Source organism: Streptomyces sp. NPDC044571, assembly GCF_040647115.1.
In the GTDB taxonomy this organism is placed as follows: domain Bacteria; phylum Actinomycetota; class Actinomycetes; order Streptomycetales; family Streptomycetaceae; genus Streptomyces.
In genome coordinates this window covers 19,012-42,518 of sequence record NZ_JBEZBN010000003.1, presented here as the reverse complement: position 1 = coordinate 42,518, position 23,507 = coordinate 19,012, and the positions used below count along the sequence as shown (strand labels likewise).

Genomic DNA, 23,507 nt, shown 5'->3' with positions numbered 1-23,507 from the left:
CCACCTGGCGCTCCGCGCCGGGGCCGCGCTGCTGTCCGCCTGCACGGGCAAGGACCGGCCCGCCGGGCCCGCCGCCCCCTTCTCCCCTTCCGCCACACCTCCGGGCAGTGCCCGGGGCCTCCTCCGCCGGGAAGGTGCCCGACACGGTGGACGACCACCTCGGGATCACGCTGCCGTGGTACCCGCTGGGAGCCCAGGACGTCTTCGGCCGCCCGGAGGCCGCCTCCGACGGCACCGACCTGCGCATCCGCCATATGGACCCGTCCGGCGCCATGTCGATCCACGTGTGCACCCGAGCCTGAGGCAGGCCCGCGCGGGTTGCGCGAGGATGGTCCCATGTCGAACCGCCTCGCGAACGAGACCTCGCCCTATCTCCTCCAGCACGCCGACAATCCCGTCGACTGGTGGCCCTGGTCGCCGGAGGCCTTCGCCGAGGCGCGGGAGCGCGACGTGCCGGTGCTGCTCAGCGTCGGGTACAGCAGCTGCCACTGGTGCCACGTCATGGCCCACGAGTCCTTCGAGGACGAGCCGACCGCCGCCGCCATGAACGAGCACTTCGTCAACATCAAGGTGGACCGCGAGGAACGCCCCGACGTCGACGCCGTCTACATGGAGGCCGTGCAGGCCGCCACCGGGCAGGGCGGCTGGCCCATGACCGTCTTCCTCACCCCCGATGCCGAGCCCTTCTACTTCGGCACCTACTTCCCGCCCGAGCCCCGGCACGGGATGCCCTCCTTCGTGCAGGTCCTCGAAGGGGTGCGGACCGCCTGGACCGGGCGGCGCGAGGAGGTGGCCGACGTCGCGCAGCGGATCGTACGGGACCTGGCCGGGCGGCAGCTGGACTACGGCAAGGCGGGCGCCCCGGGGCCGCAGGAGCAGGCGCAGGCGCTGCTCGCGCTGACGCGGGAGTACGACGCCGTGCGCGGCGGGTTCGGCGGGGCGCCGAAGTTCCCGCCGTCCATGGTGCTGGAGTTCCTGCTGCGCCACCACGCCCGCACCGGGGCGGAGGGGGCGCTGCAGATGGCCGCCGACACCTGCGAGGCCATGGCCCGGGGCGGGATCTACGACCAGCTCGGCGGCGGGTTCGCGCGGTACTCCGTGGACCGGGAGTGGGTGGTTCCGCACTTCGAGAAGATGCTCTACGACAATGCACTGCTGTGCCGGGTCTACGCCCACTTGTGGCGCGCCGCCTCCCGCGGCGGGCACGACGCACTCGGCGAGCTCGCGCGGCGCGTCGCGCTGGAGACCGCCGACTTCATGGTCCGGGAGCTGCGCACCGCCGAGGGCGGCTTCGCCTCGGCGCTCGACGCGGACAGCGAGGACCCGGCGAGCGGCAAGCACGTGGAGGGCGCGTACTACGCCTGGACGCCGCAGCAGCTGGCCGAGGTGCTCGGGGAGGAGGACGGGGCCCTGGCCGCCGCGTACTTCGGGGTGACGCAGGAGGGCACCTTCGAGCACGGCACGTCCGTGCTCCGGCTGCCGCAGGACGGACCCGCCGTGGAGGCCGGGCGGATCGCCGGCATCCGGGAGCGGCTGCTGCGGGCCCGCGCCGAGCGGCCCGCGCCCGGGCGGGACGACAAGGTCGTCGCCGCGTGGAACGGGCTGGCGATCGCCGCCCTGGCCGAGTGCGGGGCGTACTTCGACCGGCCGGACCTGGTCGAGCGGGCCACCGAGGCCGCCGATCTGCTGGTGCGGGTCCACTTCGACGCGGCGGCCGGCCGGGCCCGGCTCGCCCGGACCAGCAAGGACGGGCATGTCGGCGCGAACGCCGGGGTGCTGGAGGACTACGGGGACGTGGCGGAGGGCTTCCTCGCGCTGGCGTCGGTCACCGGCGAGGGGGTGTGGCTGGAGTTCGCGGGATTCCTCCTCGACCTGGTGCTGGACCGGTTCACCGCCGAGGACGGGTCGCTCTACGACACCGCGCACGACGCCGAGCCGCTGATCCGCCGCCCGCAGGACCCCACCGACACGGCGGCCCCGTCCGGCTGGACGGCCGCAGCCGGCGCGCTGCTCTCGTACGCGGCGCACACCGGCTCGGAGGCGCACCGCACGGCGGCCGAGCGGGCGCTCGGGGTGGTGCACGCGCTGGGTCCGCGCGTCCCGCGCTTCATCGGGCACGGACTGGCGGTCGCCGAGGCCCTGCTGGACGGTCCGCGCGAGGTGGCCGTGGCCGGTGACCCGGAAGATCCGGCGACGGCGCAGCTCCACCGGACGGCGCTGCTGGGAACCGCTCCCGGGGCCGTGGTGGCGGCCGGTGTGCCGCAGCCGGAGGCCGCCCGGCCGGACGAGGCCGAGTTCCCCCTGCTGGCCGGGCGCACGCTCGTGGACGGCCGTGCCACGGCGTACGTGTGCCGCCACTTCGTCTGTGCGCGGCCCACGACGGACCCGGCCGAACTGGCGCAGCAGGTGGGCGGGGTCCGCGACTGAAGCAGCCACAGCCCCGCCGGGCCGGTCCCGTCGCCGATCGTGACGGGGCCGGCCCCGCTTGTGCCCCGGCGGGCCGGGCCGGCCCTAGCGCCCGTAGGCGGCCAGGGAGATGCCCACGTAGTGGGCCACGAAGGCGGCCAGCGTCAGCGAGTGGAAGACCTCGTGGAAGCCGAAGAAACGCGGGGAGGGATTGGGGCGCTTGAGGCCGTAGATGACGCCGCCCGCGCTGTAGAGCAGGCCGCCCGCGATCACCAGGACCAGGACGGCGATGCCGCCGGCCCGCATGAAGTCGGGCAGGAAGAAGACCGCCGCCCAGCCCATCGCTATGTAGCACGGGGTGTAGAGCCAGCGCGGGGCGCCGACCCAGAAGACGCGGAAGGCGATCCCGGCCGCCGCCGCGATCCAGACCGCCCACAGCAGCGTCCGTCCGGTGGAGGGCGGGAGCAGGAGGACGGTCAGCGGGGTATACGTCCCGGCGATGATCAGAAAGATGTTGGCATGGTCGAGCCGCCGCAGGACGGCCTCGCCCCGCGGTCCCCAGGTGCCGCGGTGGTACACCGCGCTGATGCCGAACAGCAGGCAGGCCGTGAGGATGTACACCCCGCACGCCACCCTGGCCCGGGTCGAGTCGGTGGCGGCCATCAACACGAGGCCCGCCACGACCACGGCCGGGAACATCCCGGTGTGCAACCAGCCGCGCATGAGCGGCTTGGCCTCGGGAGCAGCCGGCACGGCAGCGGCGTCAGAAGTCATGAACGCGATGTTACCTACGGGTCCGTAGGTTTCAGTTGTGCGCTTTACGGAAGATTGACGGGAGTGGCGATGCTCACGTGAGAGGCCCCCTGGACATATGCGCACATGCACCGGATGATCAGATGAGTGCGGTCGGCACCGGATGAGCGGAGCGCGAAGCGTCCGGGTCGCAGCCCCCACGGGGCATACACCAAACACACCCCTCAACAAGGAGCAATCGTGGCGCGCGACAACGCGGCTCCCACTTCCGTCCCGACGAACCACCAGGCGCTGACCGCCTGGGTGGACGAGATCGCAGCCCTCACCCAGCCGGACCGCGTCGTCTGGTGCGACGGCTCCGAAGCCGAGTACGAGCGCCTGTGCGAGGAGCTCGTCGCCAAGGGCACGTTCAAGAAGCTCGACGAGACCAAGCGCCCGAACTCCTACTACGCCGCCTCCGACCCGTCCGACGTCGCGCGCGTCGAGGACCGGACCTTCATCTGCTCCGAGAAGGAGGAGGACGCGGGCCCGACCAACCACTGGAAGGCCCCGGCCGAGATGAAGGAGATCTTCGCGGGCAAGGGCGAGGAGGGTGGCATCTTCCGCGGCTCCATGAAGGGCCGGACGATGTACGTCGTCCCCTTCTGCATGGGCCCCCTCGGCTCCGAGCTCTCCGCCATCGGCGTCGAGATCACCGACTCCGCGTACGTCGCGGTCGCCATGCGCACCATGACCCGCATGGGCAAGGCCGTCCTCGACGAGCTCGGCACCGACGGCTTCTTCGTCAAGGCGGTCCACACCCTCGGCGCTCCGCTCGCCGAGGGCGAGGCCGACGTGCCGTGGCCGTGCAACACCACCAAGTACATCTCGCACTTCCCCGAGACCCGTGAGATCTGGTCGTACGGCTCGGGCTACGGCGGCAACGCCCTGCTCGGCAAGAAGTGCTACGCGCTGCGCATCGCGTCCGTCATGGCCCGCGACGAGGGCTGGCTCGCCGAGCACATGCTGATCCTCAAGCTCACCCCGCCGCAGGGTGAGGCCAAGTACGTCGCGGCCGCGTTCCCGAGCGCCTGTGGCAAGACCAACCTCGCCATGCTGGAGCCCACGATCCCCGGCTGGACGGTCGAGACCATCGGCGACGACATCGCCTGGATGCGCTTCGGTGAGGACGGCCGCCTCTACGCGATCAACCCCGAGGCCGGCTTCTTCGGCGTCGCGCCCGGCACCGGCGAGCACACCAACGCCAACGCCATGAAGACGATGTACGCGAACACCGTCTTCACCAACGTCGCGCTCACCGACGACGGCGACGTCTGGTGGGAGGGCATGACGGAGGAGACTCCCGCCCACCTCACCGACTGGAAGGGCAACGACTGGACCCCGGAGTCCGAGACCCCGGCGGCCCACCCGAACGCCCGCTTCGCCGTCCCGGCCTCCCAGTGCCCGACGATCGCCCCCGAGTGGGAGGACCCCAAGGGCGTCCCGATCTCCGCGATCCTCTTCGGCGGCCGCCGCGCCTCCGCCGTGCCGCTGGTCACCGAGTCCTTCGACTGGAACCACGGCGTCTTCATCGGTTCGAACATCGCCTCCGAGAAGACCGCCGCCGCCGAGGGCAAGGTCGGCGAGCTGCGCCGCGACCCGTTCGCCATGCTGCCGTTCTGCGGCTACAACATGGGCGACTACATGGCCCACTGGATCAAGGTGGGCGCCTCCGCGGACGCCGCGAAGCTCCCGAAGATCTACTACGTGAACTGGTTCCGCAAGAACGACGCGGGCAAGTTCGTGTGGCCCGGCTTCGGCGAGAACAGCCGCGTCCTGAAGTGGATCGTCGAGCGCCTCGACGGCACCGCCGAGGGTGTCGAGACCCCCATCGGCATCCTGCCGACCAAGGACTCGCTCGACCTCGACGGCCTGGACCTCCCGGCCGAGGACCTGGACTTCCTCCTCACCGTGGACAAGGAGGTCTGGCGCGAGGAGGCCGCCCTGGTCCCCGAGCACCTGAACACCTACGGCGACCACACCCCCAAGGAGCTGTGGGAGCAGTACCACGCGCTCGTCGAGCGCCTGGGCTGAACGAGCCCGAACGAGCCCGCCCGTAAAGGGCGCATGGATGTGGGAGCCCCCGACCAAGCGGTTCCCACCGCTGCACCGACCACCTGTCGCGTCTGTCAGTAGCCCTCGTGCTCCTGCAGACAGGTCGTGTGCGCCTGCTGACGGCGGGCCTCCCTTGTCAGGAGGCCCGCCGTCACGCGTTCCGCCTCCTCCGGCAGGTCCACCCCGCCCAGCCGGTCCCGCAGCCGCCCCAACTGCCGCCGTACGTCGTCGACCTGCTCGGCGAGGCGCCCTGGACGGAGATCAGCTCGTACTCGGAGGCTCCGGTCGGCAGTTGCCAGGTGCGGTCCTCGCCGGCGGCCTTGAGGAAGCCCGGGAGCCCGACGTCTCGGTCTTCACGATGTAGCCCTTGAATCAAGGGCCTTGACGACGTCGGGATCGCGGAAGTATGCGGATTTCTCGTATCCGATGACGCCGTGCACCGCCAGGGCGATTCCCGGGATGCGTCTCACGGGTGCAGGGTGCTCACGAAGACCCACATCCCGCGTGGAGTTGCATGAACGGCCGGTGTCCAGGCGGTCCCACTTCGAAATGCTGTGTGGGTCGGACGGTGCTGGCAGGCGGGGCGGCAGGCCGGGAGGATCGTGCCATGGGCGTGAGCGCATTGAAGTGGCAGGGCTGGCTGGTCGGCCTCGTGGTGCTGGCCGGCATGCTGGTGTTCGCCCCGTTGGGCCTGTACGTGTGGGCCAGTGCCGAGCCGGCCCCGGCGCCGGCGCGGCCCGCGGTGGAGGACGTACGGATCACGGGGTGCCGGATCGACGCGGCGAGTCGGCGCGTGGTGGCGGCGATGGAGGTGACGGGCAGCCCCGCGGGGCCCGGCACGTACGTGGTCACGGTGGAATTCCGCGACACCGCCGAGCCGGCGCCGGGCACGCGGACGGCGCAGACGCTGGTGCGGGTCCCGGGCGTGGCTCCGGGCGCGCGGGAGCACAGCGAGGCCGTCGGCCCGGTGTGGCCGGTCGCCACCGCGGCGTGGTGCGGGGTCGCGGGGGCGGAGTTCACGCCCGTGCCGTGAGTGCGGGGCGGGCGTGGCACCCGGTCCGGAGCCTCCGCGGCCCCGGACCGGGGCCGTCAGAGGGCGCCGGCCAGGTCCGTGGAAGCCAGGGCGGCGGCGTGGGCGTCCATGCGCTGGGCGGCGAGGATCGCGACGGTGGTGTCGGCGCGGGACGCGGCGACGACCAGGGCGCGGCCGGCCAGGTCATGGGCCTTGCGGTGGAGCGCGGGGAGCTCCTCTGCGGGAGCCTTCGGGGCGCGTGCGGGCTCGGCTCCGCCGCGCAGCCGCGTCACCTGGGCGGCGATGCGGGCGGCCTCGCCATCGAGCCCGAGCTCGTCGGTGACGGCGAGGAGGGCCGCCAGGTGTCCGGCGAGCTGGGAGTCGAGCGCTTCGGCGCGGCTGCTGTGCGGGTAGCCGGTGTGGCTGTCGGCGTGACGGCCGCCCACTCGGTGGACGACCGACTTGGTACGGATCGGCTCGTACATGAGGAGGCCTCCTGCGTGGTCAGGAGGCCATCCTACATTGGATTGGTTCTAAAGTTGTGCTCGATCCGGCACTGATACGGCTCCGGCCGGTCCCGATCGGCTCCGGCCGGTTACGGCTGGCCGTAACCGTCGAGGAACTTGCCGATCCGGATCACCGCGTCGCCCAGGTCCTTGGCGTTCGGCAGCGTCACGATGCGGAAGTGGTCGGGCTCGGGCCAGTTGAAGCCCGTACCGTGCACGACCATGATCTTCTCGGCCCGGAGCAGGTCGAGGACCATCTGCCGGTCGTCCTTGATCTTGTAGACGGTCGGATCGAGCTTCGGGAACAGGTACAGCGCGCCCTTGGGCTTCACGCACGTGATGCCGGGGATCTGCGTCAGCAGGTCATACGCCGTGTCGCGCTGCTCCAGCAGCCGTCCGCCGGGGAGCACCAGGTCCTCGATCGACTGGCGCCCGCCGAGGGCGGTGGCGACGGCGTGCTGCGAGGGCATGTTGGCGCACAGCCGCATGTTGGCCAGGATCGTCAGGCCCTCGATGTAGGAGGCGGCGTGCTTCTTGGGGCCGCAGACCGCCATCCAGCCGGCCCGGTAGCCGGCGACGCGGTAGTTCTTGGACAGCCCGTTGAAGGTGAGGGTCAGCAGGTCCGGCGCGATCGCGGCGGTGTTCGTGTGCGTGGCGCCGTCGTAGAGGATCCGGTCGTAGATCTCGTCCGAGCAGACGATCAGGTTGTGGCGGCGCGCGATGTCCGTGAGCCCGCGCAGCATCGCGTCGTCGTAGACGGCGCCGGTCGGGTTGTTCGGGTTGATGATCACGATCGCGCGGGTGCGGTCGGTGACCTTGCGCTCGATGTCCCCGAGGTCGGGCATCCAGTCGGACTGCTCGTCGCAGCGGTAGTGCACGGCGGTGCCGCCCGCAAGGGAGACGGAGGCGGTCCAGAGCGGGTAGTCGGGCGCGGGCACGAGCACCTCGTCGCCGTCGTCCAGCAGCGCCTGCATCGACATCTGGATCAGCTCGGAGACGCCGTTGCCGAGGTAGATGTCCTCGACGTCCAGGTCGATGCCCTTGGTCTGGTAGTGCTGCATGACCGCGCGGCGCGCGGAGAGCAGCCCCTTCGCGTCCCCGTACCCGTGGGCGTTGCCCAGGTTGCGGAGCATGTCCTCAAGGATCTCGGGAGGGCACTCGAAGCCGAAGGCCGCGGGGTTGCCGGTGTTGAGCTTGAGGATGCGATGACCTGCCGCTTCGAGCCGCATGGCCTCTTCGAGGACGGGGCCGCGGATCTCGTAGCAGACATTGGCGAGTTTCGTTGACTGGATCACCTGCATGACGGGAGCTTACGGGCCCGGCGGCGCGCCCGCTGCGGTATTGCGGCCAGGAGTGGAGGAGGGATATGTCCCGTTTCGTGTGATGGGCGGGTGGCGTACGGCCTCACCCTTGGAAAAAGCGGCCGCACCCCCGCTGCGGCCTGCGGAATGGGTGAGCACGATCCGGGGGGAGCGCGGCGGGTGTTGCGCTCGTCACGTGCCTGCTCTGTCAGTGCCCGTCCGTACGGTGGGGGGTGATGCCGCACAGCACGGGGGAGGGGCGGGGCATGGAACCGTTGAGGATCGTCGCCGGGGACGCGACGAGCCCGCAGGTCGAGGGGCCGAAGATCATCCCGCACGTCTGCAACGACATCGGAGGCTGGGGCAGGGGATTCGTCCGGGCCGTCTCGCAGCGGTGGCCCGAGCCCGAGCGGCAGTACCGGGCCTGGTACCGGGGTCGCGGCGGAAATGACTTCGGGCTGGGGGCGGTGCAGCTGGTGCGGGTGCGGGCGGACCTCTGGGTGGCCAACATGGTCGGCCAGCGGGGCATACGGCGCGCGGCGCCCACCGGCGGCGGTCGCCCGCCGATCCGGTACGAGGCGGTGGCGCGCTGCCTCGAAGTGCTGGGAGGGCATGCGGTCGGGCTCGGGGCGTCCGTCCACATGCCCCCGATCGGCTGCGGACTCGCGGGCGGCACCTGGCCGCGGATCGAGCCGCTGATCACCGGCGCGCTGTGCGCGCGGGGCGTGGCGGTGACCGTCTACGACAGGGACTCGATGATCACCAGCGGGAGCTCGCGGGGCGCGGCCGCCGCCCGGTAGTCGTCGAAGAGCGGCCACAGGGCCGTCATCGCCGGCCAGTACGCGTCCCGCTCCACCGGGCACGCCGTGCGCGCCGTGGCCTGGAAGGCGGCCGGGCCGACCTGGAGGCGCACCTCCGGGTGGGCGGTGAGGTTGCGGTACCAGGCCGGGTGGTCCGCCGCGCCCCAGCCCGCTGCCACCACCAGGTGGCGGCCGCCGTCCTCCGCGTAGATCAGCGGGGTCCGCACGGTGCGCCCGGTGGCGCGGTGGACGGTGGTCAGCAGGAGCGTCGGGACCCCGTGCCACAGGTGCCCGTCGAGGCCGCCGGTCGTGACGTAGTCGCGTACGTGCTCCCGCTCGCGGACCGGCTTCGGGTCGGCGGGGTGGTCCCAGTCGATGGTGACCGTCTGCATGCTGCCTCCGAGTAACGACCCCCGCCAGGCTTAACGATCCTGCACCCCTCTGGATGCGGTCGCCCCGGCGCACAGTCGGGCCCCGGCCCGGGCGCGCGCTGCCCCGGACCGGGGCCCACCAGCAGCCACCGCGGCGCTGCGGCCCGCCCTGGGGTCGTTCCCTAGGGCAGGTAGCGCTCGATGACCGTCGGGCCCTCCTTCTCGATCAGCCGCCGGGCCTTCTCGACCCGCTCCGGAGTCGGGTCGGCGCCCGTCGCCATGACGAGGTCCTCGGGGTCGTAAGGCCGCTCACCGCCCGTCCACAGCTTCGTGGGACGGTCGGCAGTGGGCTGCTGGTCCGATTCACTTTCCATCGGGTACCTCCTCGAAGTGCCCCCCCGGTCCCCTCATCCTCCGGCGGCGGCCCCAAGAACGCACTTCGGCCCGGTCAGCGCCCCCGGAAGGGCGTGCGGCGGACCGCCCGCCCGGCCAGGACGTCCGTCCTGCGGCCCTCCCGCACCACGAACCGCCCGTCGATCAGGACGTGCGGGATGCCCGTCGGCAGGACGCGGGGCTCGTCGTACGTGGACCCGGCCGCGACCGTCCCCGGATCGAAGAGGACGAGGTCGGCGCGGTGGCCCGGGCGGACCAGCCCCCGGTCGGGCAGGCGCAGCCGGGCCGCCGGGCGTCCGGCCAGGTGCGCCACGCATTCCTCCAGCGACAGCACGCCCAGCTCGCGCACGTAATGGCCGAGGTAGTGCGGGAAGGTTCCGTACGCCCTCGGGTGCGGTTTCGCGCCCTGGAGGATGCCGTCGGAGCCGCCCGTGTGGACCCGGTGCCGCATGATCGCCCGGACGTTCTCCTCGTGTCCGACGTGCTGCAGGACCGTCGGCCCGAGCCGGTCCCGCAGCAGCAGCCGCCGGGCGGTGTCCCAGTCGGGCAGGCGCGTGCCGACGTACGCGGCGAGCGCCGGATCGGTGACGCCCGAGACCTCGATCGTCGACCAGTCGACGGGCACCCCGTGGCAGCCGTCGGAGCCGGTCACCTCCAGCGCGTACCGGATCCGCTCCGCCCCGGCGTCGTCGCGCAGCCGGGCGAGCGCCGCCTCGGGGCCGCCCTCGCCCGCCCAACTCGGCAGCAGTGCCGCGAGGGTGGTGCAGCCGGGCGTGTACGGATAGCTGTCCAGGGTGATGTCGCAGCCCTCGGCGAGCGCCGCGTCCAGCAGCGCGAGCAGCTCGGGCGCCCGGCCCCGGTTCTCGGCGAAGTTCATGGTGGCGTGGGCCAGGTGCAGCGCGCAGCCGGCCTCCCGGGCCAGGGCGACCATCTCCGCATAGGCGTCGAGCGCGCGGTGCCCGTACGAGCGGTGGTGCGGGCAGTAGTAGCCGCCGTACGCCGCCACGACGCGGCACAGCGCGGCCAGCTCGGCGCCCTGGGCGTACATGCCGGGGGTGTAGGTGAGTCCCGAGGACATCCCGACGGCGCCCTGCGCGAGGCCCTCGGCGACCAGCGTCCGCATCCGGTCGAGCTCCGCCGACGTGGCGGGCCGGTCCTCCCAGCCCAGGACGTACGCGCGGACGGTGCCCTGGGGCACGAGGTAGGCGGCGTTGACGGCGATGCCCGTGCGGTCGAGCCGGTCGAGGTATCCGTCGACGGTGCGCCAGTCGAAGTCCACGTCGTCGCCCGGGCCGTTCCAGCCGGTGATGGCGGCCCGCACCTCGGCCAGGGTGCGCTCGTCCACGGGCGCGTACGAGAGCCCGTCCTGGCCGAGCACCTCCAGGGTCACGCCCTGGGCGGCCTTCGCGCTGTGGTCCGGGTCGCGCAGCAGGGCGAGGTCGCTGTGGGCGTGCATGTCGGTGAAGCCCGGGGCGAGGGCGAGGCCGTGCGCGTCCAGGGTCCGCCGCCCGCCGGACCGGATCCGGCCGATCCCGGCGATCCGGCCCTCGTGGACGGCGACGTCGGCGGTGTACGAGGGCCCGCCCGTGCCGTCGACGACGCGGGCCCCCCGGATCACCAGGTCCACCGCGGCGGCTAGAAGAAGGTGCGCACGTAGTCGGTGACCGTGCCGTCGGCCTCCACCACCGGGATCAGCGGCCACTTCTCGAAGATGGTGCACGGGTGGGACATGCCGAGGGCCACCCAGTCCCCGACCTGGACGGCGTCCGCGGAGTCGGTCTCCAGCCAGGCGTGCTGGTCGGACAGCTTGACCACGCGGATGCCGGTCGCGGGCCGGTCGGCGCCGGTGAGGGGGTCGCGGACCAGTTCGGCCTCGGGCAGGCCCAGGTCGTAGGCGACGTCGCGCTTGCCGGCGTTGACGAAGGCCTGGGTGGCGGTCGGGCGCGAGACCACCTGGGTCCACAGGCGGAAGGCGGGGCGTAGGCCCCCCTCTCCGGGAACCCGGTTGAAGGGGGTCAGGCGGGTGTACCAGCCGTGGTCGTGGGAGACGTACGCCCCGGAGCGCAGCAGCCGCAGGACGGGCCGGGACAGCTCGGGCAGTTCGCCGAACACGTCGGCGACGGCGTCGAACCAGGCGGAGCCGCCCGCGCTGACGACGATCTCGTCCAGGCCGGCGGCGAACCGTCCGGCCTTGTCGAACTCGACGGCCAGCGCGGTGAGCCGGCGCAGGTAGGCGTGGACGCCGTCCGGGTCGGCGTCGGGGACCTCCGCCTCGTACCCGGCGACGCCGACGAGGCGCAGGGTGGCCGTCGCGGCCACGGCGTCGGCGACGGCCCGGCAGTCGTCCTCGGTCCGCGCCCCGGTACGGGCGCCCTCGCCCGCGCCGAGCTCGACGACGACGTCCACGCGGCGCCCGGCGCCTCCGGTGTGCTCCCGCAGGGCCCGGTCCATGAGCTCGGCGCCGCGTACGGAGTCCACGTAGCAGACGAACCGGAAGTCCGGGTCGGCGGCGAGCTCGTCAGCGACCCAGCGCAGCGCGACGGGGTCGACGAGCTCGTTGGCCAGGAAGATCCGCTGGATGCCGAAGGCGCGGTAGACCCGGGCCTGGTGGGGGACGGCGGCGGTGATGCCCCAGGCGCCGTGGTCGAGCTGGCGCCGGAACAGCTGGGGCGCCATGCAGGTCTTGCCGTGCGGGGCGAAGGCGAGGGAGTGGCGGGCGGCGTACGCGCCGAGGGCGGTGAGGTTGTGCTCCAGCGCCTCGGCGTCGAGGGTCAGCACGGGGGTGGTGAAACCGCCGGTGTAGAGGTCGCGGCGTTCGGCGGCCAGCTGCCCGACGGTCAGGCGGGCGCGTTCGGCGTCCGGGGGCAGGCCTTTGAAACGGTGGTCGACCGGTTCGTCGGCGAGCCGCCGGACTGCATCGCTGCCCATGCCAGGTCCTCCTTGTGTTGCGTGGTACGCAACGGTCGTTGCAGAGCGTGCCGCTGGCTGTCTAACATCCCGCGTGACGGCGGGTCAACATCGCGCCGCACCGGCCCGGGAGGCCCCTCAACGGGATGCAGGAGGGACACGGCGTGAGCCAGTCGGTGGAGCGGGCTCTGCGGATCCTCCCCGCACTGGCCGGCGGACCCGCGTCCCTGGGGGACGTCGCCGAGGAGCTCGGCGTGCACAAGAGCACGGCCCTGCGGCTGCTGCGCACCCTGCACGCGCACGGTTTCGTCTACCGGCAGGCCGACGGCCGCTACCGGCTGGGGGCCCGGCTCTTCGAGCTGGCCGCCGAGGCCGTGGAGGGCCTCGACGTCCGCGGGATCGCCCACCCGCACCTCGTCGAGCTGGCTCGGGCCACCGGGCACACGGTCCACCTCGCCCTGCACCAGGACGACGAGGTGCTCTACGTCGACAAGGTCGACAGCCGCCGTCCGGTCCGGATGTACTCCCGCATCGGCAGGCCGGTCGCGCTCACCGTCGCCGCCGTGGCCAAGGTCCTGCTAGCCGACCTCCCCGAGGCGGAGCGGGAGGGCCTCGCGGCCCGGATCGAGTACCCCGCGTACACCCCTCGCTCGACTCCCGACGCGGCCGCGTTCCTGCGCGAGCTGGCCCTCGTACGGGAGCAGGGCTGGGCCGCCGACCTCGGCGGCCACGAGGAGTCCGTCAACTGCGTGGCCGCGCCCGTGCGCGGTCCCGACGGGCGGGCCGTGGCCGCACTGTCGGTCTCCGCCCCCGCGGTGGTCGCCGGCGCCGAGGGGCTGCTCGGACTGCTGCCCCTCGTCCTGCGCACCGCCGACACCATCAGCCGGGAGTACTCCGGCTCCGCACCCGAAGAAGAGGCCCCGCGTGACTGAGAAGACCGCCGTCCTTCCCGCCACCCACAACCCGCCGCCGGCGCGGTTCTCGCACGGCGTGCGCAAGGGGAACATCCTCCAGGTCGCCGGCCAGGTCGGCTTCCTCCCGCATGTCGAGGGGCAGCCCCCGACCCCGGCCGGCCCGACCCTGCGCGAGCAGACCCTGCAGACCCTGGAGAACGTCCGGGCCGTCCTGGAGGCCGGCGGGGCGGGCTGGGACGACGTCGTGATGATCAGGGTCTACCTCACCGACACCGGCCACTTCGCCGAGATGAACGAGCTCTACGACGCCTACTTCGACGCGCAGGGCCTGAAGGAGGCCCCGGCCGCCCGCACCACCGTGTACGTCGGCCTGCCCGCCGGGCTGCTCGTCGAGATCGACGCGCTGGCCGTGCTGGGATGACCGCAGGGGCGCCCTCCCGGTGGGAGGGCGCCCCTCGTTCACCCGGCCCGGACTCCTAGACGCAGTACTGCGCCTGCTTGCCGATCGAGCGGTACATGCAGTCCGCGTTCTCCAACAGTTGGAGCACCGCGTCCCGGTTGCGCGCCGTCTCGCGGTCGATCACCTCGTCGGGCGGGTAGAAGCCGCCCCCGCCGCCGGTGTCGGACGGGTACATCTCGAAGGTGTAGGCGAAGATCTTCTGGTTGCCCCACAGCCAGTCGTCGATCGTCCCGTCCGTGATGTACAGGTCGCTCGACTGCTCCGGCGTGTAGCCGTTGCTGCGCGCCATGCTCGTGCCGATGGTCTTGTACACGGCGAGGTCGTCGGCGGTCAGGCCCGGAGCCGTGTCGTTGTACGTCCACCCGAACGGCCACAGCACCAGCTCGCTGTACGTGTGGAAGTCGATGGCGGCGGTGATCTGCTGCTTGCCGCCGACCACGCGGCTGCGGACGAAGTCCGCGACCACCTTCACCTCGGGGGCCGACTCGGCGGCCGCGCCCCGGTAGGTCTCGGAGCTCTTGCTGCTGCTGGATCCGCCGCAGCAGCCCCACTTGTAGTTCCAGTTCCGGTTCTGGTCGGTGCCGACGTAGGAGGAGCCGGAATTGGGCTGCCGGTTCTTGCGCCACGAGCGGTACGAGCCGGTCGCGATGTCGTACTCGCCGCCGTCCGGGTTGACGTCCGGCACGATCCAGATCTCGCGCGCGTTGACCATGTTGGTGACCCGCGTGTCGGTGCCGTACTTGGAGCCGAACTCCTTGAGCAGGTAGAGCGCCATCTCGACGGTCAGGTGCTCCCGGGCGTGCTGGTGGTGCGTGAAGAGCACCTCGGGCTCGTTCTCGTCGGTGGCGACGTTGTCGCTGATCTTGATCGCGATGATGTCCCGACCCTGGTACGACTTCCCGATCACCTTCTTGCTCATGATCGAGGGGTATTGGGCGATCCGCTGGTCGATCTCGGCGTTCGCCTCGGCGTAGTTGTGGTACAGCGAGTCCTTGGACGGGAAGTCCATCGGGCTCGCCGCCACGCCGCGCTCGGAGCGGTCCGGCGGCCCGGGCAGGGCGACCAACGTGTAGCCGAGCGCCCGCAGGGTCTTGGCCTGGAGCGGATCGGCGCTGACGACGACCGAGCGGGCGTCGACCTCGTCGATCGAAACGCCCGTGCGGAGCAGGGCCGTGCGCTCGGCGGCGGTGGACGGGCCCTGGATCTCGTACTGGGCGATCGCCTCGTCCTGGGTGGCGGTGGACGGTGTGGGCGGTGGGGCCGCCGTCGCGCTCATGCCGTAGGCGGGTGCGCCGAGCGCGAGAGCGAGCAGGGCCGCCGTGACGGCGGCCCTGTGTCGGGTGTGGAGCCGCATGCGTTCTCCTGGGTGGGAGTGTGGGGGTAGCCGTGCGGACGCGCACAGCGTGCTCTTGTGGCATGTTCGGGTCAAGACCCGCCCTGCACTTATCAGACACGCGGCCGGGTCTGCCGTACGGCCACCCCCACAGGTACCGCCTACGGGAGGCTGTGGACCTTCGGACCCACCGCGTTGGACCAAGCACCACCCGCCTTGGCGTCCCAGTTGGTCGACCAGGTCATCGCCCCGCGCAGGCCCGGGTAGGTCTTCGAGGGCTTGAAGGAACCGCAGTTCGTGCCCCGGGCCAGGCAGTCCAGCGCGTTGTTGACGACGGTCGGCGAGACGTACCCGCTGCCCGCGCCGCTCGGCGAGGCCGGAACGCCGATGCCCACCTGCGAGGGGTCGAGGCCGCCCTCCAGCTGGATGCAGGCCAGCGCGGTGAGGAAGTCGACCGAGCCCTGGGAGTAGACCTTGCCGTCGCAGCCGTTCATCGAGCCGCTGTTGTAGTACTGCATGTTGACGACGGTGAGGATGTCCTTGATGTTCAGCGCCGTCTTGAAGTAGCCGCCCGCCGTCGACTGCATGTCGATGGTCTGCGGGGCCATCGTGATGACCAGGGAGGGCCCCGCCTTCGCGGACAGCGCGCGCAGCGCCTGCGTCATGTAGGTCGGGTTGAGGCCGTTCTCCAGGTCGATGTCGATCCCGCTGAAGCCGTACTCCTGCATCAGCGCGTACGCCGAGTTCGCCAGGTTGGCCGCGGAGGCCGAGTCGTTCACCGAGATGGTGCCCTTCTCGCCGCCGATGGAGAGGACCACCGAGGCGCTGGCCGCCTTCTTCGCGGCGATGTCGGCCTTGAACTGCGCCACCGTGTAGCCGCCCAGGCCCGCCGAGTCGAGCGTGAAGGAGATGGCCCCAGGCGTGGCGGTGGCGTCGGCGAAGGAGACGGCGATGATGTCGTACTGGGACGGGACGTCGGAGATCTTCTGGACCGTCGCGCCGTTGTTGAAGTTCTGCCAGTAACCCGTCAGGGCATGCTTGGGCACCGACGGATTCGGGTGGGGGCTCCCGCCGCCGGTCGTGGTGCCGGTCACCGCCGCCGACTTGGGGCCCTCGCCCGCCGCGTTGTACGCGCTCACCTGGAAGGAGTACGAGGTGGCGGCGGCGAGCCCGGTGATCTGGGCGGGGGAGGCGGAGACCGTCCGGACACGGACGCCGTCCTGGTACACGTGATAACCGGTGGCCCCGCCGACCGCGTTCCACGAAAGCGTGAGCCCGTCGGCGCTCTGGCCGGAAACGGCGGGCTGCGCCGGGGCGCCGGGGACGGACGGACCGGGGTCGGTGCCGCCGCCGTCCGGGCCGAAGACGCTGAACTCGTCGGCGAAGTAAGCGGGCTGGCCGTACCAGCCGTGCGTCCAGACGGTGACCTTCGTGGTGCCGGGGCCGGTGGTGAAGGTGGTGGAGAGCTTCTGCCAACCGCCGCCCGAGCCGGGGGTCCAGGTGGACACGTCCTGGGTGCCGGTCCCGGTCGCGCCGAGGTACACGTACGAGCCCTGGACCTGCGCGCTCAGCGTGTACGTGGAGTTCGGCTTGACGGTGACGGTCTGGCTGCACAGCGCGTTGTCCTGGCCCGCCGGGGTGGCCTTGAGCGCGCCGGAACCGGTGTGGACGGGCGAGGAGACGGCGGCGCCGCTGCCCGAAGTGCAGGTCCAGTCGGCGAGGCCCGACTCGAAGCCTCCGTTGCGGGCGACGTTGACGTCGGCGGCCTGGGCGGTGCCGGTGGCGAGGGCGGTCAGGCCTCCGGCGGTGAGGGCGGCCGCGCCGATGAGGGCGAGGGAGCGTATGCGGTTCACGTGGGCTCCGTGGGGGGAGGAAGGAATGCGAAGGGGGTGGTGCAGCGGGGGTGTTGAGGAGCATGTGGGGGACCCCGCAGACCGGTGCGCCCCAAGTTGGTCCAGACCAATCCGCGTGTCAAGGTTCTTTGCAATGTGGCTTGAAGTGATCGGTCCCCCGGCCCCGGTTGCCCGGGTTTCCGGCCACCTGTGACAGGGGGTCGGCAGGCGGGAATCACCAAGGGCCTGACCTGCCACGGACGACGCGGATATGGTGCTGGGGGACGGGGGATGTGCGCCGATCGTTTGCGGTCGCGCAGGGTGCGCGCGTACGTGACGGGCGCACCGACACATGTGGCGTACGGGGTGAACAGGGGGATTCGCGTGCCGACCGCCATTGCCGTCACCAGCACCGATCTGGTGCTGCCGGCCCCTGACCGGCACACGCAGCCGGCCGTCGTGCTGCGCCCGCCGGGGCAGCTCGACCTGGAGGGCGCGCTCGCCGAGACCAGCGCCCTGCTGGAGCGCCACGGCCACCTCGTGGCCGTCGTCCCGGACTGGCTGCCGCCCGCCGCCGTCCGCCGGCTGCACACGGTGCGGGCCATCCTCGAAACCGACCGGATCGCCCTCGTCGACACCGCCCTGCCCCCGCTCGCCACCGCCCTGCTGGTACGTCAGCTGCGCCAGCTCAGCGTGTGCGACTTCAGCCCCGGTGTCGTGGCCTCCGCCGCCCGACTGCTGTCCCACTACATCCACGCGGGGGCCCTGCTCGGCTCGGTGGCCCGGCTGGACCGGGTCGCGGTGAGCCTCAAGGCCCACGCGAAGTCGTGGTCGCCGGGCGCGCAGTTCGCCGTCCTCGCCCACCCGGCCCCGCACCTGCTCAAGCTGGGCGGCTCCGGCTCGGGGACCCACCGCAGCGGCGGACTGCCGCCCGGCCCCGACTTCGCCACCCACCTCACCTTCGCCCGCGGTCAGCTCGCCTCCGACTGGGTGACGGCCGAGCTCGCCCCCGCCTGGCGGGTCCAGGGCGTGATGGAGAACCCGCTGCCGGCCGACTCGGCCGCCTGGTGGGCCACTCCCAAGCTCGTCGAGTTCGCCGCGGCCATCCCGGACCTGTCCGTGCTCTACCAACTGGTGGCATCCGTACGCCGCGAGGAGTGCCGATGGTGCGGCTTCGAGCTGATCGGCGACCGCTGCGGCTTCTGCGCCGCACCCCTCGCCGCACCCCCGCCCGCCGCGCCCGCGAGCGCTTCCGGTGCTTCCGGTGCCGGCAGCCCTTCGAGGCCTTCCAGCTCTTCCAGATCGTGACTCCGACCGGCCCGAACGAACGAAGAACGGCGAGGTAGTACGGCTCATGAACTCACGCCAGCGCCGCGGCGTCATCCTGCTGCTCCTGTCGGCCCTGTGTGCCCTCGCGGCGTTCGGCGGGGTTCTCGTGGTGATCGGCGACGTCAATTCCAAGGTCGGCTCGGAGGTCGTCGCGTACCGCGCCAAGGCCGACATCGCGCCGTACAGCCCCCTGGCGGCCGGGCAGTTCGAGGAGGTCGCCATCCCCAAGCGCTGGCTGTCCGCGACCGCCGTCACCGACCTCGGCCAGGTCAAGGACAAGATCGCCCTCACCACCCTGCGGAGGGGCTCACTGCTCCAGGCGGACATGTTCGTCGACAAACCGCAGCTCCAGCCCGGGGAGCAGGAGATCGCCATCATGATCGACGCCGCCACGGGTGTGGCCGGCAAGATCTATTCCGGGGCCAAGGTCAACATCATCGCCACCTTCAAGGGCGCCAAGGACACCGAGCCCTCCCGTTCGGTGATCATCGTGGCCAATGCCCGCGTCCTGAACGTCGGCAAGCTCACCCCCCTGGACCGGGACAGCGACAAGAAGGGCCCCGCCGAGGCCGTCCCGATCACCTTCGCCCTCAACACCAAGGACACCCAGCGCGTCGCGTACGCCGAGTCCTTCGCGGAGCACGTCCGCCTGGCCCTGGTGGCCCCCGGCACCGACTCCGCGCCCGGCGCAGCCGACCGCACGTACACCCTCGACGGGGACAAGTGAGGCCCGGATGACCACCCGAATCCTCCCCGCGGCCGGCGACCCCGACGCCGCCCGCGCCCTGTCCACCCTTCTCGGCCGGCTCCCGGGCGCCGAACCGGCCGCCCCGGTCCCCGACTCCGCCTCCCTGCTGGACACCCTGGCCCGGCTGGCCGCCGACTCCATCGACGAACTGCCCGAGGTCGTCCTCCTCCACGAGCGGATCGGCCCGCTGCCGGCACTCGACCTCATCCGCGAGGTCGCCCTTCGCTTCCCGGCGGTGGGCGTGGTCCTGGTCTCCTCCGACGCCGGCCCGGCGCTCTTCTCCGCCGCCATGGACGCGGGTGCGCGCGGCCTGGTGGGACTGCCGCTCGCCTACGAGGAGCTCGCCGCCCGCGTCCAGTCCGCCGCCCAGTGGTCCGTGGGCGTACGCCGCCACCTGGGCCGAGGGCCCGAGCTGTTGACCGGCCCCGGCGGGCGGGTGGTCACGGTCACCGGAGCCAAGGGCGGGGTGGGCACCACCTTCACGGCGGTGCAGTTCGCGCTGGCCGCCACCGCCGCCGGGCGGCGTACCGCGCTGGTCGACATGGACCTCCAGGCGGGCGACGTCGGCTCGTACCTGGACGTGCAGTTCCGGCGCTCCATCGCCGACCTCGCCGGCATCCAGGACATCTCCCCGCGCGTCCTGCAGGACGCGGTCTACGACGACCGCACCGGCCTGGCCCTGCTGCTGGCCCCGGCCGACGGCGAACGTGGCGAGGAGGTCGACGACCGGGCCGCCCGGCACGTCCTCACCGCCCTGCGCAGCCGCTACGAACTCGTCGTCGTCGACTGCGGAACACAGGTGACCGGCGCGAACGCCGCCGCCGTCGAGATGGCGGACGTGGCCGTCCTGGTCACCACCCCCGACGTGGTCGCCGTACGGGCTGCCAAGCGGATGGTCCGGATGTGGGAGCGGCTCCAGGTGCGCAAGGCCGAGGACACCGCGATGGTCGTCAACCGCTGGAGCAAGCACACCGAGATCCAGCCGCCCCTGATCGCGAAGATCACCAAGACCCGGCCGACGCGCACCCCCGTCCCGGCGGCCTTCAAGGAACTCCAGGCCGTCGTCGACGCGGGCCGGGTGCAGGACCTCGACAACCGCTCCACCGTGAAGCAGGCCCTGTGGGCGGTGGCGGGCGAACTGGGCCTGCTGGCGGCCTCGGACGCCGACACCGCAGGCCCGGGAACCCCCGGCGCGGCCCTGGCCGTACGGGCCTCCGGACCGGTGGCCCGGCTGCGGGCCGGCGACCGGGGCGCCCTCGGGCCCTGGCTGCGCCGCGGCCGGGAGGGCTGAGCGATGCCCGGCGCCCGCGGGGACCGCGGCCAGGTGGCCGTCGAGTTCGTCGGCACGGTCCCGCTGATCCTGCTGCTCGTGGCGGCGGTGTGGGAGTGCGTGCTGATCGGGTACGCGTTCTCGCTGGCGGGGAACGCAGCGGACGAGGCGGCGCGGGCGGGCGCCGTGCACGGGGGCGGGGCGTGCACGGCCGCGGCCGGCCGGCACATCAGCGGCGCCTGGGCCATGGAGGCGTCCTGCACGGAGTCGGGCGACCTCGTCAAGGCCACCGTCACGCTCCACCTCCCGGTGCTCTACCCGGGGCTGAGCATCGGTGTCCCGATCACGGGCGAGGCCGCCGCGGCCAAGGAGAGGGAGAACTGAGATGCCTCATCGGCTCGTCCCGGGCCCCGGCCGGGCTCCCGGCGTCGTCCCCGGCGCGCGCGACCGCGGCCAGGTGGCCCTGGAGTACATCGGCTTCATCCCCATCCTGCTGTTCGTGGCGTTGTGCGGGATCCAGCTCGGCTGGGTCGCGTATGTCCACGAGCAGGCGGACACGGCCGCCCGTACCGCGGCGCGCGTGGAGGCCCGCAACGGCCGCGGCGGCGAAGCCGCCGGGCAAGCGGCCGTCAAGGGGGGCCTGCATCCGGACGTGGTCGTGTCCAAGTCGGATGACGCGGTCACCGCCACCGTGACCATCACCGTCAAGTCCATCGTCCCCGGGCTCGCCCTGGACCCGGCGAAGGCCACGGCCGTCATGCCGAACGACGACCCGGAGGTGACCGGACCATGAGCCTGCGCGCCCGCGTCAACACCCCCGACGACCGCCACGGTCCGCGCGAGGACGGCCGGCTGGTCTCCTCGTACCGCGCGAAGCTGCTGGAGGAGATCGACCTCGCCGAGATGTCCGCGCTCGCGCCCGCCGAGCGCCGGGCGCGGCTGGAGCGCGTCCTCGGGCACATCATCAGCCGCGAGGGCCCGGTCCTGTCCACCGTCGAACGGGCCCAGCTGATCCGCCGGGTCGTGGACGAGGCGCTCGGCCTCGGTGTGCTCGAACCGCTCCTCGAAGACCCCTCGATCTCCGAGATCATGGTCAACGGCCCGGACCAGATCTTCGTGGAGCGCGCCGGCCGCGTCGAGCAGCTCCCGCTGCGCTTCGCCTCGCACGAACAGCTGATGCAGACCATCGAGCGCATCGTCTCCACCGTCAACCGCCGCGTGGACGAGGCCAACCCGATGGTCGACGCCCGCCTGCCCAGCGGCGAGCGCGTCAACGTGATCATCCCGCCGCTCTCGCTGACCGGGGCCACGCTCACGATCCGCCGCTTCCCGCGTGCGTTCACCCTCCACGAGCTGATCGCCCTCGGCTCGCTCGACGAGCAGATGCTGCTGCTGCTGTCGGGGCTGGTCCAGGCGAAGATGAACGTGATCGTCTCCGGGGCCACCGGCACGGGCAAGACCACCCTCCTCAACGCCCTGTCCGGCCTGATCCCCGAGGGCGAGCGGATCATCACCATCGAGGACTCGGCCGAGCTCCAGCTCCAGCAGGCCCACGTCATCCGCCTCGAATCGCGCCCGGCCAACGTGGAGGGCAAGGGCCGGATCACCATCCGCGACCTGGTCCGCAACTCCCTGCGCATGCGCCCGGACCGCATCATCGTCGGCGAGGTCCGCGGCGGTGAGACCCTCGACATGCTCCAGGCGATGTCGACCGGCCACGACGGCTCCCTGGCCACCGTCCACGCCAACAGCGCCGAGGACGCCCTGATGCGCCTGCAGACCCTGGCGTCGATGTCCGAGGTGGAAGTGCCCTTCGAGGCGCTCCAGGACCAGATCAACAGCGCCGTGAACGTGGTCGTCCAGCTCACCCGCTTCGGCGACGGCTCCCGCCGCATCACGGAGATGGCGATCCTCGACTCGCACGGCCGCGAACCCTTCCGGCTCACCACCGTGTGCCGCTTCGCGGCCCAGCCGATGGCCGCCGACGGCCGCGTCCACGGCCGCTTCGAATACCACCCGCTGCCACGCCGGATCGCGGACCGCCTCTACATGAACAACCAGCCGATCCCGCAGGCCTTCGGGGTCGCCCTGTCGGACGACGCACTCGCCACCCGCATCACCCGGACCGTCCTGTGAACCCACTCATCCTCCTCACCCTCGGCGCCGCCCTGCTGGCCTGCGTGCTCGTCGTCGCCGGCGTCCACGCGTACGCCGCCGGCCGGGCCCAGCGCGCCGCCCTCGTCGAACGCCTCTCCCAGGAGGGCGCGCCCCCGCCGGCCGGCCGCCGACGCCGCTTCACGGGCGTGGACCGCCGACTGCGCCGGACCGCGCTGGGCCGCCGGATCGAGGTGAAGCTCGCGGTGACGGGCCTCGACCTGACCCCGGGCGAGTTCTTCGTCTACATGCTGGCCTCCGTGGCCGGGACCTGGCTGATCGCGGCGAGCTTCCTGGCGCCCTTCTTCGGCCCCGTGGCCGGGCTGATCGGCCTGTGGGCCGCCAACGCCTTCCTCAACTGGCAGCGGGCCCGGCGTACCGAGCGCTTCATCAACCAGCTCCCCGAGCTCGCCCGGATCCTCGCCAACGCCACCCAGGCCGGCCTGGCCCTGCGCACGGCCATCGCCATGGCGGCGGAGGAACTGGAGGCCCCCGCGGGCGAGGAGCTATCCCGGGTCGCCGACCGCCTGGCCGTCGGGCACTCGATCGAGGAGTCGCTGGGCGAGATCGCCGAGCGGCTCCCCTCGCGCGAGCTGGTCGTCCTGGTCTCCACCCTGGTCCTGTCCGCACGGGCCGGCGGAGCGCTCGTGGGCAGTCTGCGCAATCTGACGGTGACGCTGGAGCAGCGCAAGGAGACCCGGCGCGAGATCCGTACCCAGCTCTCCCAGGTGACCGTGACCGCCTACCTGGTGCCGGCGATCGGGCTCGGATCGCTGCTGCTGGTCAACCTGATGATGCCGGGCGCGCTGGACCGGATGACCGGCGCGTTCATCGGCCAGACGGCCGTGCTCGTCGCGCTCGGCCTCTTCACGCTCGGCTTCGTCCTCATCCGCCGCCTGTCGAAGATCGATGTGTGAGGGCCGG

At 72.3% G+C, this 23,507-nt stretch carries 23 protein-coding genes; 14 read left to right on the top strand and 9 right to left on the bottom strand.

Features of this window, described 5'->3' with window-relative positions; genetic code table 11:
• Positions 1–146: 146 nt before the first annotated feature.
• Both AB0B01_RS02380 and AB0B01_RS02375 read left to right on the top strand, forming a co-directional pair.
• On the top strand, positions 147–302 hold the full coding sequence (locus tag AB0B01_RS02380; RefSeq protein ID WP_361712102.1) for a hypothetical protein: 156 nt from the start codon (positions 147–149) through the stop codon (positions 300–302).
• A gap of 34 nt (positions 303–336) precedes the next feature.
• The gene (locus AB0B01_RS02375) at positions 337–2,427 is read left to right on the top strand and encodes a thioredoxin domain-containing protein (RefSeq protein ID WP_361712101.1); all 2,091 of its coding nucleotides are present in this window, start codon (positions 337–339) and stop codon (positions 2,425–2,427) included.
• A gap of 84 nt (positions 2,428–2,511) precedes the next feature.
• Here AB0B01_RS02375 and AB0B01_RS02370 read toward each other — a convergent pair whose 3' ends face one another.
• Entirely contained in the window at positions 2,512–3,180 is a 669-nt protein-coding gene (locus AB0B01_RS02370) for a hemolysin III family protein (RefSeq protein WP_361712100.1), read from the bottom strand.
• Between the two features lie 219 nt (positions 3,181–3,399).
• Between AB0B01_RS02370 and AB0B01_RS02365 the strand changes: the two genes are divergently transcribed.
• Complete coding sequence (locus tag AB0B01_RS02365; RefSeq protein ID WP_361712099.1) at positions 3,400–5,232, top strand: phosphoenolpyruvate carboxykinase (GTP); 1,833 nt, start codon at positions 3,400–3,402, stop codon at positions 5,230–5,232.
• Between the two features lie 634 nt (positions 5,233–5,866).
• A complete protein-coding gene (locus tag AB0B01_RS02360; protein ID WP_361712098.1) occupies positions 5,867–6,286 on the top strand; it encodes a hypothetical protein in 420 nt (139 codons plus the stop codon).
• Between the two features lie 56 nt (positions 6,287–6,342).
• On the opposite strand, the gene AB0B01_RS02355 is transcribed toward AB0B01_RS02360, so the two are convergent.
• Positions 6,343–6,750: a hypothetical protein gene (locus AB0B01_RS02355; RefSeq protein WP_361712097.1), complete on the bottom strand. Its 408-nt coding sequence runs from the start codon at positions 6,748–6,750 to the stop codon at positions 6,343–6,345.
• Between the two features lie 110 nt (positions 6,751–6,860).
• Complete coding sequence (locus AB0B01_RS02350; RefSeq protein ID WP_361712096.1) at positions 6,861–8,072, bottom strand: pyridoxal phosphate-dependent aminotransferase; 1,212 nt, start codon at positions 8,070–8,072, stop codon at positions 6,861–6,863.
• Positions 8,073–8,338: 266 nt separating this feature from the next.
• On the opposite strand from AB0B01_RS02350, the gene AB0B01_RS02345 reads away from it, so the two are divergent.
• A complete protein-coding gene (locus AB0B01_RS02345; RefSeq protein ID WP_361712095.1) occupies positions 8,339–8,872 on the top strand; it encodes an Appr-1-p processing protein in 534 nt (177 codons plus the stop codon).
• Here the strand turns inward: AB0B01_RS02345 and AB0B01_RS02340 are convergent.
• From AB0B01_RS02340 to AB0B01_RS02325, 4 genes are all read right to left on the bottom strand, one after another.
• Positions 8,812–9,264 (bottom strand): nitroreductase family deazaflavin-dependent oxidoreductase, encoded by a 453-nt coding sequence (locus tag AB0B01_RS02340; protein ID WP_361712094.1) that lies wholly within the window; start codon positions 9,262–9,264, stop codon positions 8,812–8,814. The two genes, AB0B01_RS02345 and AB0B01_RS02340, sit on opposite strands and share 61 nt — an antisense overlap.
• 161 nt (positions 9,265–9,425) lie before the next feature.
• The gene (locus tag AB0B01_RS02335; RefSeq protein WP_361712093.1) at positions 9,426–9,617 is read right to left on the bottom strand and encodes a hypothetical protein; all 192 of its coding nucleotides are present in this window, start codon (positions 9,615–9,617) and stop codon (positions 9,426–9,428) included.
• A gap of 74 nt (positions 9,618–9,691) precedes the next feature.
• Positions 9,692–11,263 carry a D-aminoacylase gene (locus tag AB0B01_RS02330; RefSeq protein ID WP_361712092.1) on the bottom strand — a complete coding sequence of 524 codons (1,572 nt, stop codon included), beginning with the start codon at positions 11,261–11,263 and terminating at the stop codon, positions 9,692–9,694.
• Positions 11,264–11,271: 8 nt separating this feature from the next.
• Positions 11,272–12,564: an alanine racemase gene (locus AB0B01_RS02325; RefSeq protein WP_361712091.1), complete on the bottom strand. Its 1,293-nt coding sequence runs from the start codon at positions 12,562–12,564 to the stop codon at positions 11,272–11,274.
• 143 nt (positions 12,565–12,707) lie between these two features.
• On the opposite strand from AB0B01_RS02325, the gene AB0B01_RS02320 reads away from it, so the two are divergent.
• Both AB0B01_RS02320 and AB0B01_RS02315 read left to right on the top strand, forming a co-directional pair.
• Positions 12,708–13,475, top strand: coding sequence for an IclR family transcriptional regulator (locus AB0B01_RS02320; RefSeq protein WP_361712090.1), 768 nt, complete (start codon positions 12,708–12,710; stop codon positions 13,473–13,475).
• On the top strand, positions 13,468–13,878 hold the full coding sequence (locus AB0B01_RS02315) for a RidA family protein (RefSeq protein ID WP_361712089.1): 411 nt from the start codon (positions 13,468–13,470) through the stop codon (positions 13,876–13,878). Before AB0B01_RS02320 ends, AB0B01_RS02315 begins: the two co-directional genes overlap by 8 nt.
• A gap of 55 nt (positions 13,879–13,933) precedes the next feature.
• On the opposite strand, the gene AB0B01_RS02310 is transcribed toward AB0B01_RS02315, so the two are convergent.
• Both AB0B01_RS02310 and AB0B01_RS02305 read right to left on the bottom strand, forming a co-directional pair.
• Positions 13,934–15,271: a M14 family zinc carboxypeptidase gene (locus AB0B01_RS02310; protein WP_361712088.1), complete on the bottom strand. Its 1,338-nt coding sequence runs from the start codon at positions 15,269–15,271 to the stop codon at positions 13,934–13,936.
• A gap of 140 nt (positions 15,272–15,411) precedes the next feature.
• Complete coding sequence (locus AB0B01_RS02305) at positions 15,412–17,103, bottom strand: glycoside hydrolase family 18 protein (protein ID WP_361712087.1); 1,692 nt, start codon at positions 17,101–17,103, stop codon at positions 15,412–15,414.
• Positions 17,104–17,466: 363 nt separating this feature from the next.
• Here AB0B01_RS02305 and AB0B01_RS02300 point away from each other — a divergent pair, with 363 nt between their 5' ends.
• From AB0B01_RS02300 to AB0B01_RS02270, 7 genes are read left to right on the top strand one after another with little or no spacing between them, the layout of a single operon-like run.
• A complete protein-coding gene (locus AB0B01_RS02300; RefSeq protein ID WP_361712086.1) occupies positions 17,467–18,390 on the top strand; it encodes a hypothetical protein in 924 nt (307 codons plus the stop codon).
• A gap of 46 nt (positions 18,391–18,436) precedes the next feature.
• A complete protein-coding gene (cpaB, locus tag AB0B01_RS02295; RefSeq protein WP_361712085.1) occupies positions 18,437–19,138 on the top strand; it encodes a Flp pilus assembly protein CpaB in 702 nt (233 codons plus the stop codon).
• Between the two features lie 7 nt (positions 19,139–19,145).
• Positions 19,146–20,450 (top strand): AAA family ATPase, encoded by a 1,305-nt coding sequence (locus AB0B01_RS02290; RefSeq protein ID WP_361712084.1) that lies wholly within the window; start codon positions 19,146–19,148, stop codon positions 20,448–20,450.
• Positions 20,451–20,453: 3 nt separating this feature from the next.
• Positions 20,454–20,813, top strand: coding sequence for a TadE/TadG family type IV pilus assembly protein (locus AB0B01_RS02285; RefSeq protein WP_361712083.1), 360 nt, complete (start codon positions 20,454–20,456; stop codon positions 20,811–20,813).
• A 1-nt stretch (position 20,814) separates the two neighbouring features.
• Entirely contained in the window at positions 20,815–21,222 is a 408-nt protein-coding gene (locus AB0B01_RS02280; protein ID WP_361712082.1) for a TadE/TadG family type IV pilus assembly protein, read from the top strand.
• Entirely contained in the window at positions 21,219–22,565 is a 1,347-nt protein-coding gene (locus AB0B01_RS02275; RefSeq protein ID WP_361712081.1) for a CpaF family protein, read from the top strand. Before AB0B01_RS02280 ends, AB0B01_RS02275 begins: the two co-directional genes overlap by 4 nt.
• The gene (locus tag AB0B01_RS02270; protein WP_361712080.1) at positions 22,562–23,500 is read left to right on the top strand and encodes a type II secretion system F family protein; all 939 of its coding nucleotides are present in this window, start codon (positions 22,562–22,564) and stop codon (positions 23,498–23,500) included. Before AB0B01_RS02275 ends, AB0B01_RS02270 begins: the two co-directional genes overlap by 4 nt.
• Positions 23,501–23,507: the final 7 nt, after the last annotated feature.

Coding starts and splice junctions, on each gene's coding strand:
- AB0B01_RS02375 (WP_361712101.1), top strand. CDS start 337: ATGTCGAACCGCCTCGCGAACGAGACCTCGCCCTATCTCCTCCAGCAC.
- AB0B01_RS02370 (WP_361712100.1), bottom strand. CDS start 3,180: ATGACTTCTGACGCCGCTGCCGTGCCGGCTGCTCCCGAGGCCAAGCCG.
- AB0B01_RS02355 (WP_361712097.1), bottom strand. CDS start 6,750: ATGTACGAGCCGATCCGTACCAAGTCGGTCGTCCACCGAGTGGGCGGC.
- AB0B01_RS02350 (WP_361712096.1), bottom strand. CDS start 8,072: ATGCAGGTGATCCAGTCAACGAAACTCGCCAATGTCTGCTACGAGATC.
- AB0B01_RS02345 (WP_361712095.1), top strand. CDS start 8,339: ATGGAACCGTTGAGGATCGTCGCCGGGGACGCGACGAGCCCGCAGGTC.
- AB0B01_RS02340 (WP_361712094.1), bottom strand. CDS start 9,264: ATGCAGACGGTCACCATCGACTGGGACCACCCCGCCGACCCGAAGCCG.
- AB0B01_RS02335 (WP_361712093.1), bottom strand. CDS start 9,617: ATGGAAAGTGAATCGGACCAGCAGCCCACTGCCGACCGTCCCACGAAG.
- AB0B01_RS02325 (WP_361712091.1), bottom strand. CDS start 12,564: ATGGGCAGCGATGCAGTCCGGCGGCTCGCCGACGAACCGGTCGACCAC.
- AB0B01_RS02310 (WP_361712088.1), bottom strand. CDS start 15,271: ATGCGGCTCCACACCCGACACAGGGCCGCCGTCACGGCGGCCCTGCTC.
- cpaB (WP_361712085.1), top strand. CDS start 18,437: ATGAACTCACGCCAGCGCCGCGGCGTCATCCTGCTGCTCCTGTCGGCC.
- AB0B01_RS02290 (WP_361712084.1), top strand. CDS start 19,146: ATGACCACCCGAATCCTCCCCGCGGCCGGCGACCCCGACGCCGCCCGC.
- AB0B01_RS02285 (WP_361712083.1), top strand. CDS start 20,454: ATGCCCGGCGCCCGCGGGGACCGCGGCCAGGTGGCCGTCGAGTTCGTC.
- AB0B01_RS02280 (WP_361712082.1), top strand. CDS start 20,815: ATGCCTCATCGGCTCGTCCCGGGCCCCGGCCGGGCTCCCGGCGTCGTC.
- AB0B01_RS02275 (WP_361712081.1), top strand. CDS start 21,219: ATGAGCCTGCGCGCCCGCGTCAACACCCCCGACGACCGCCACGGTCCG.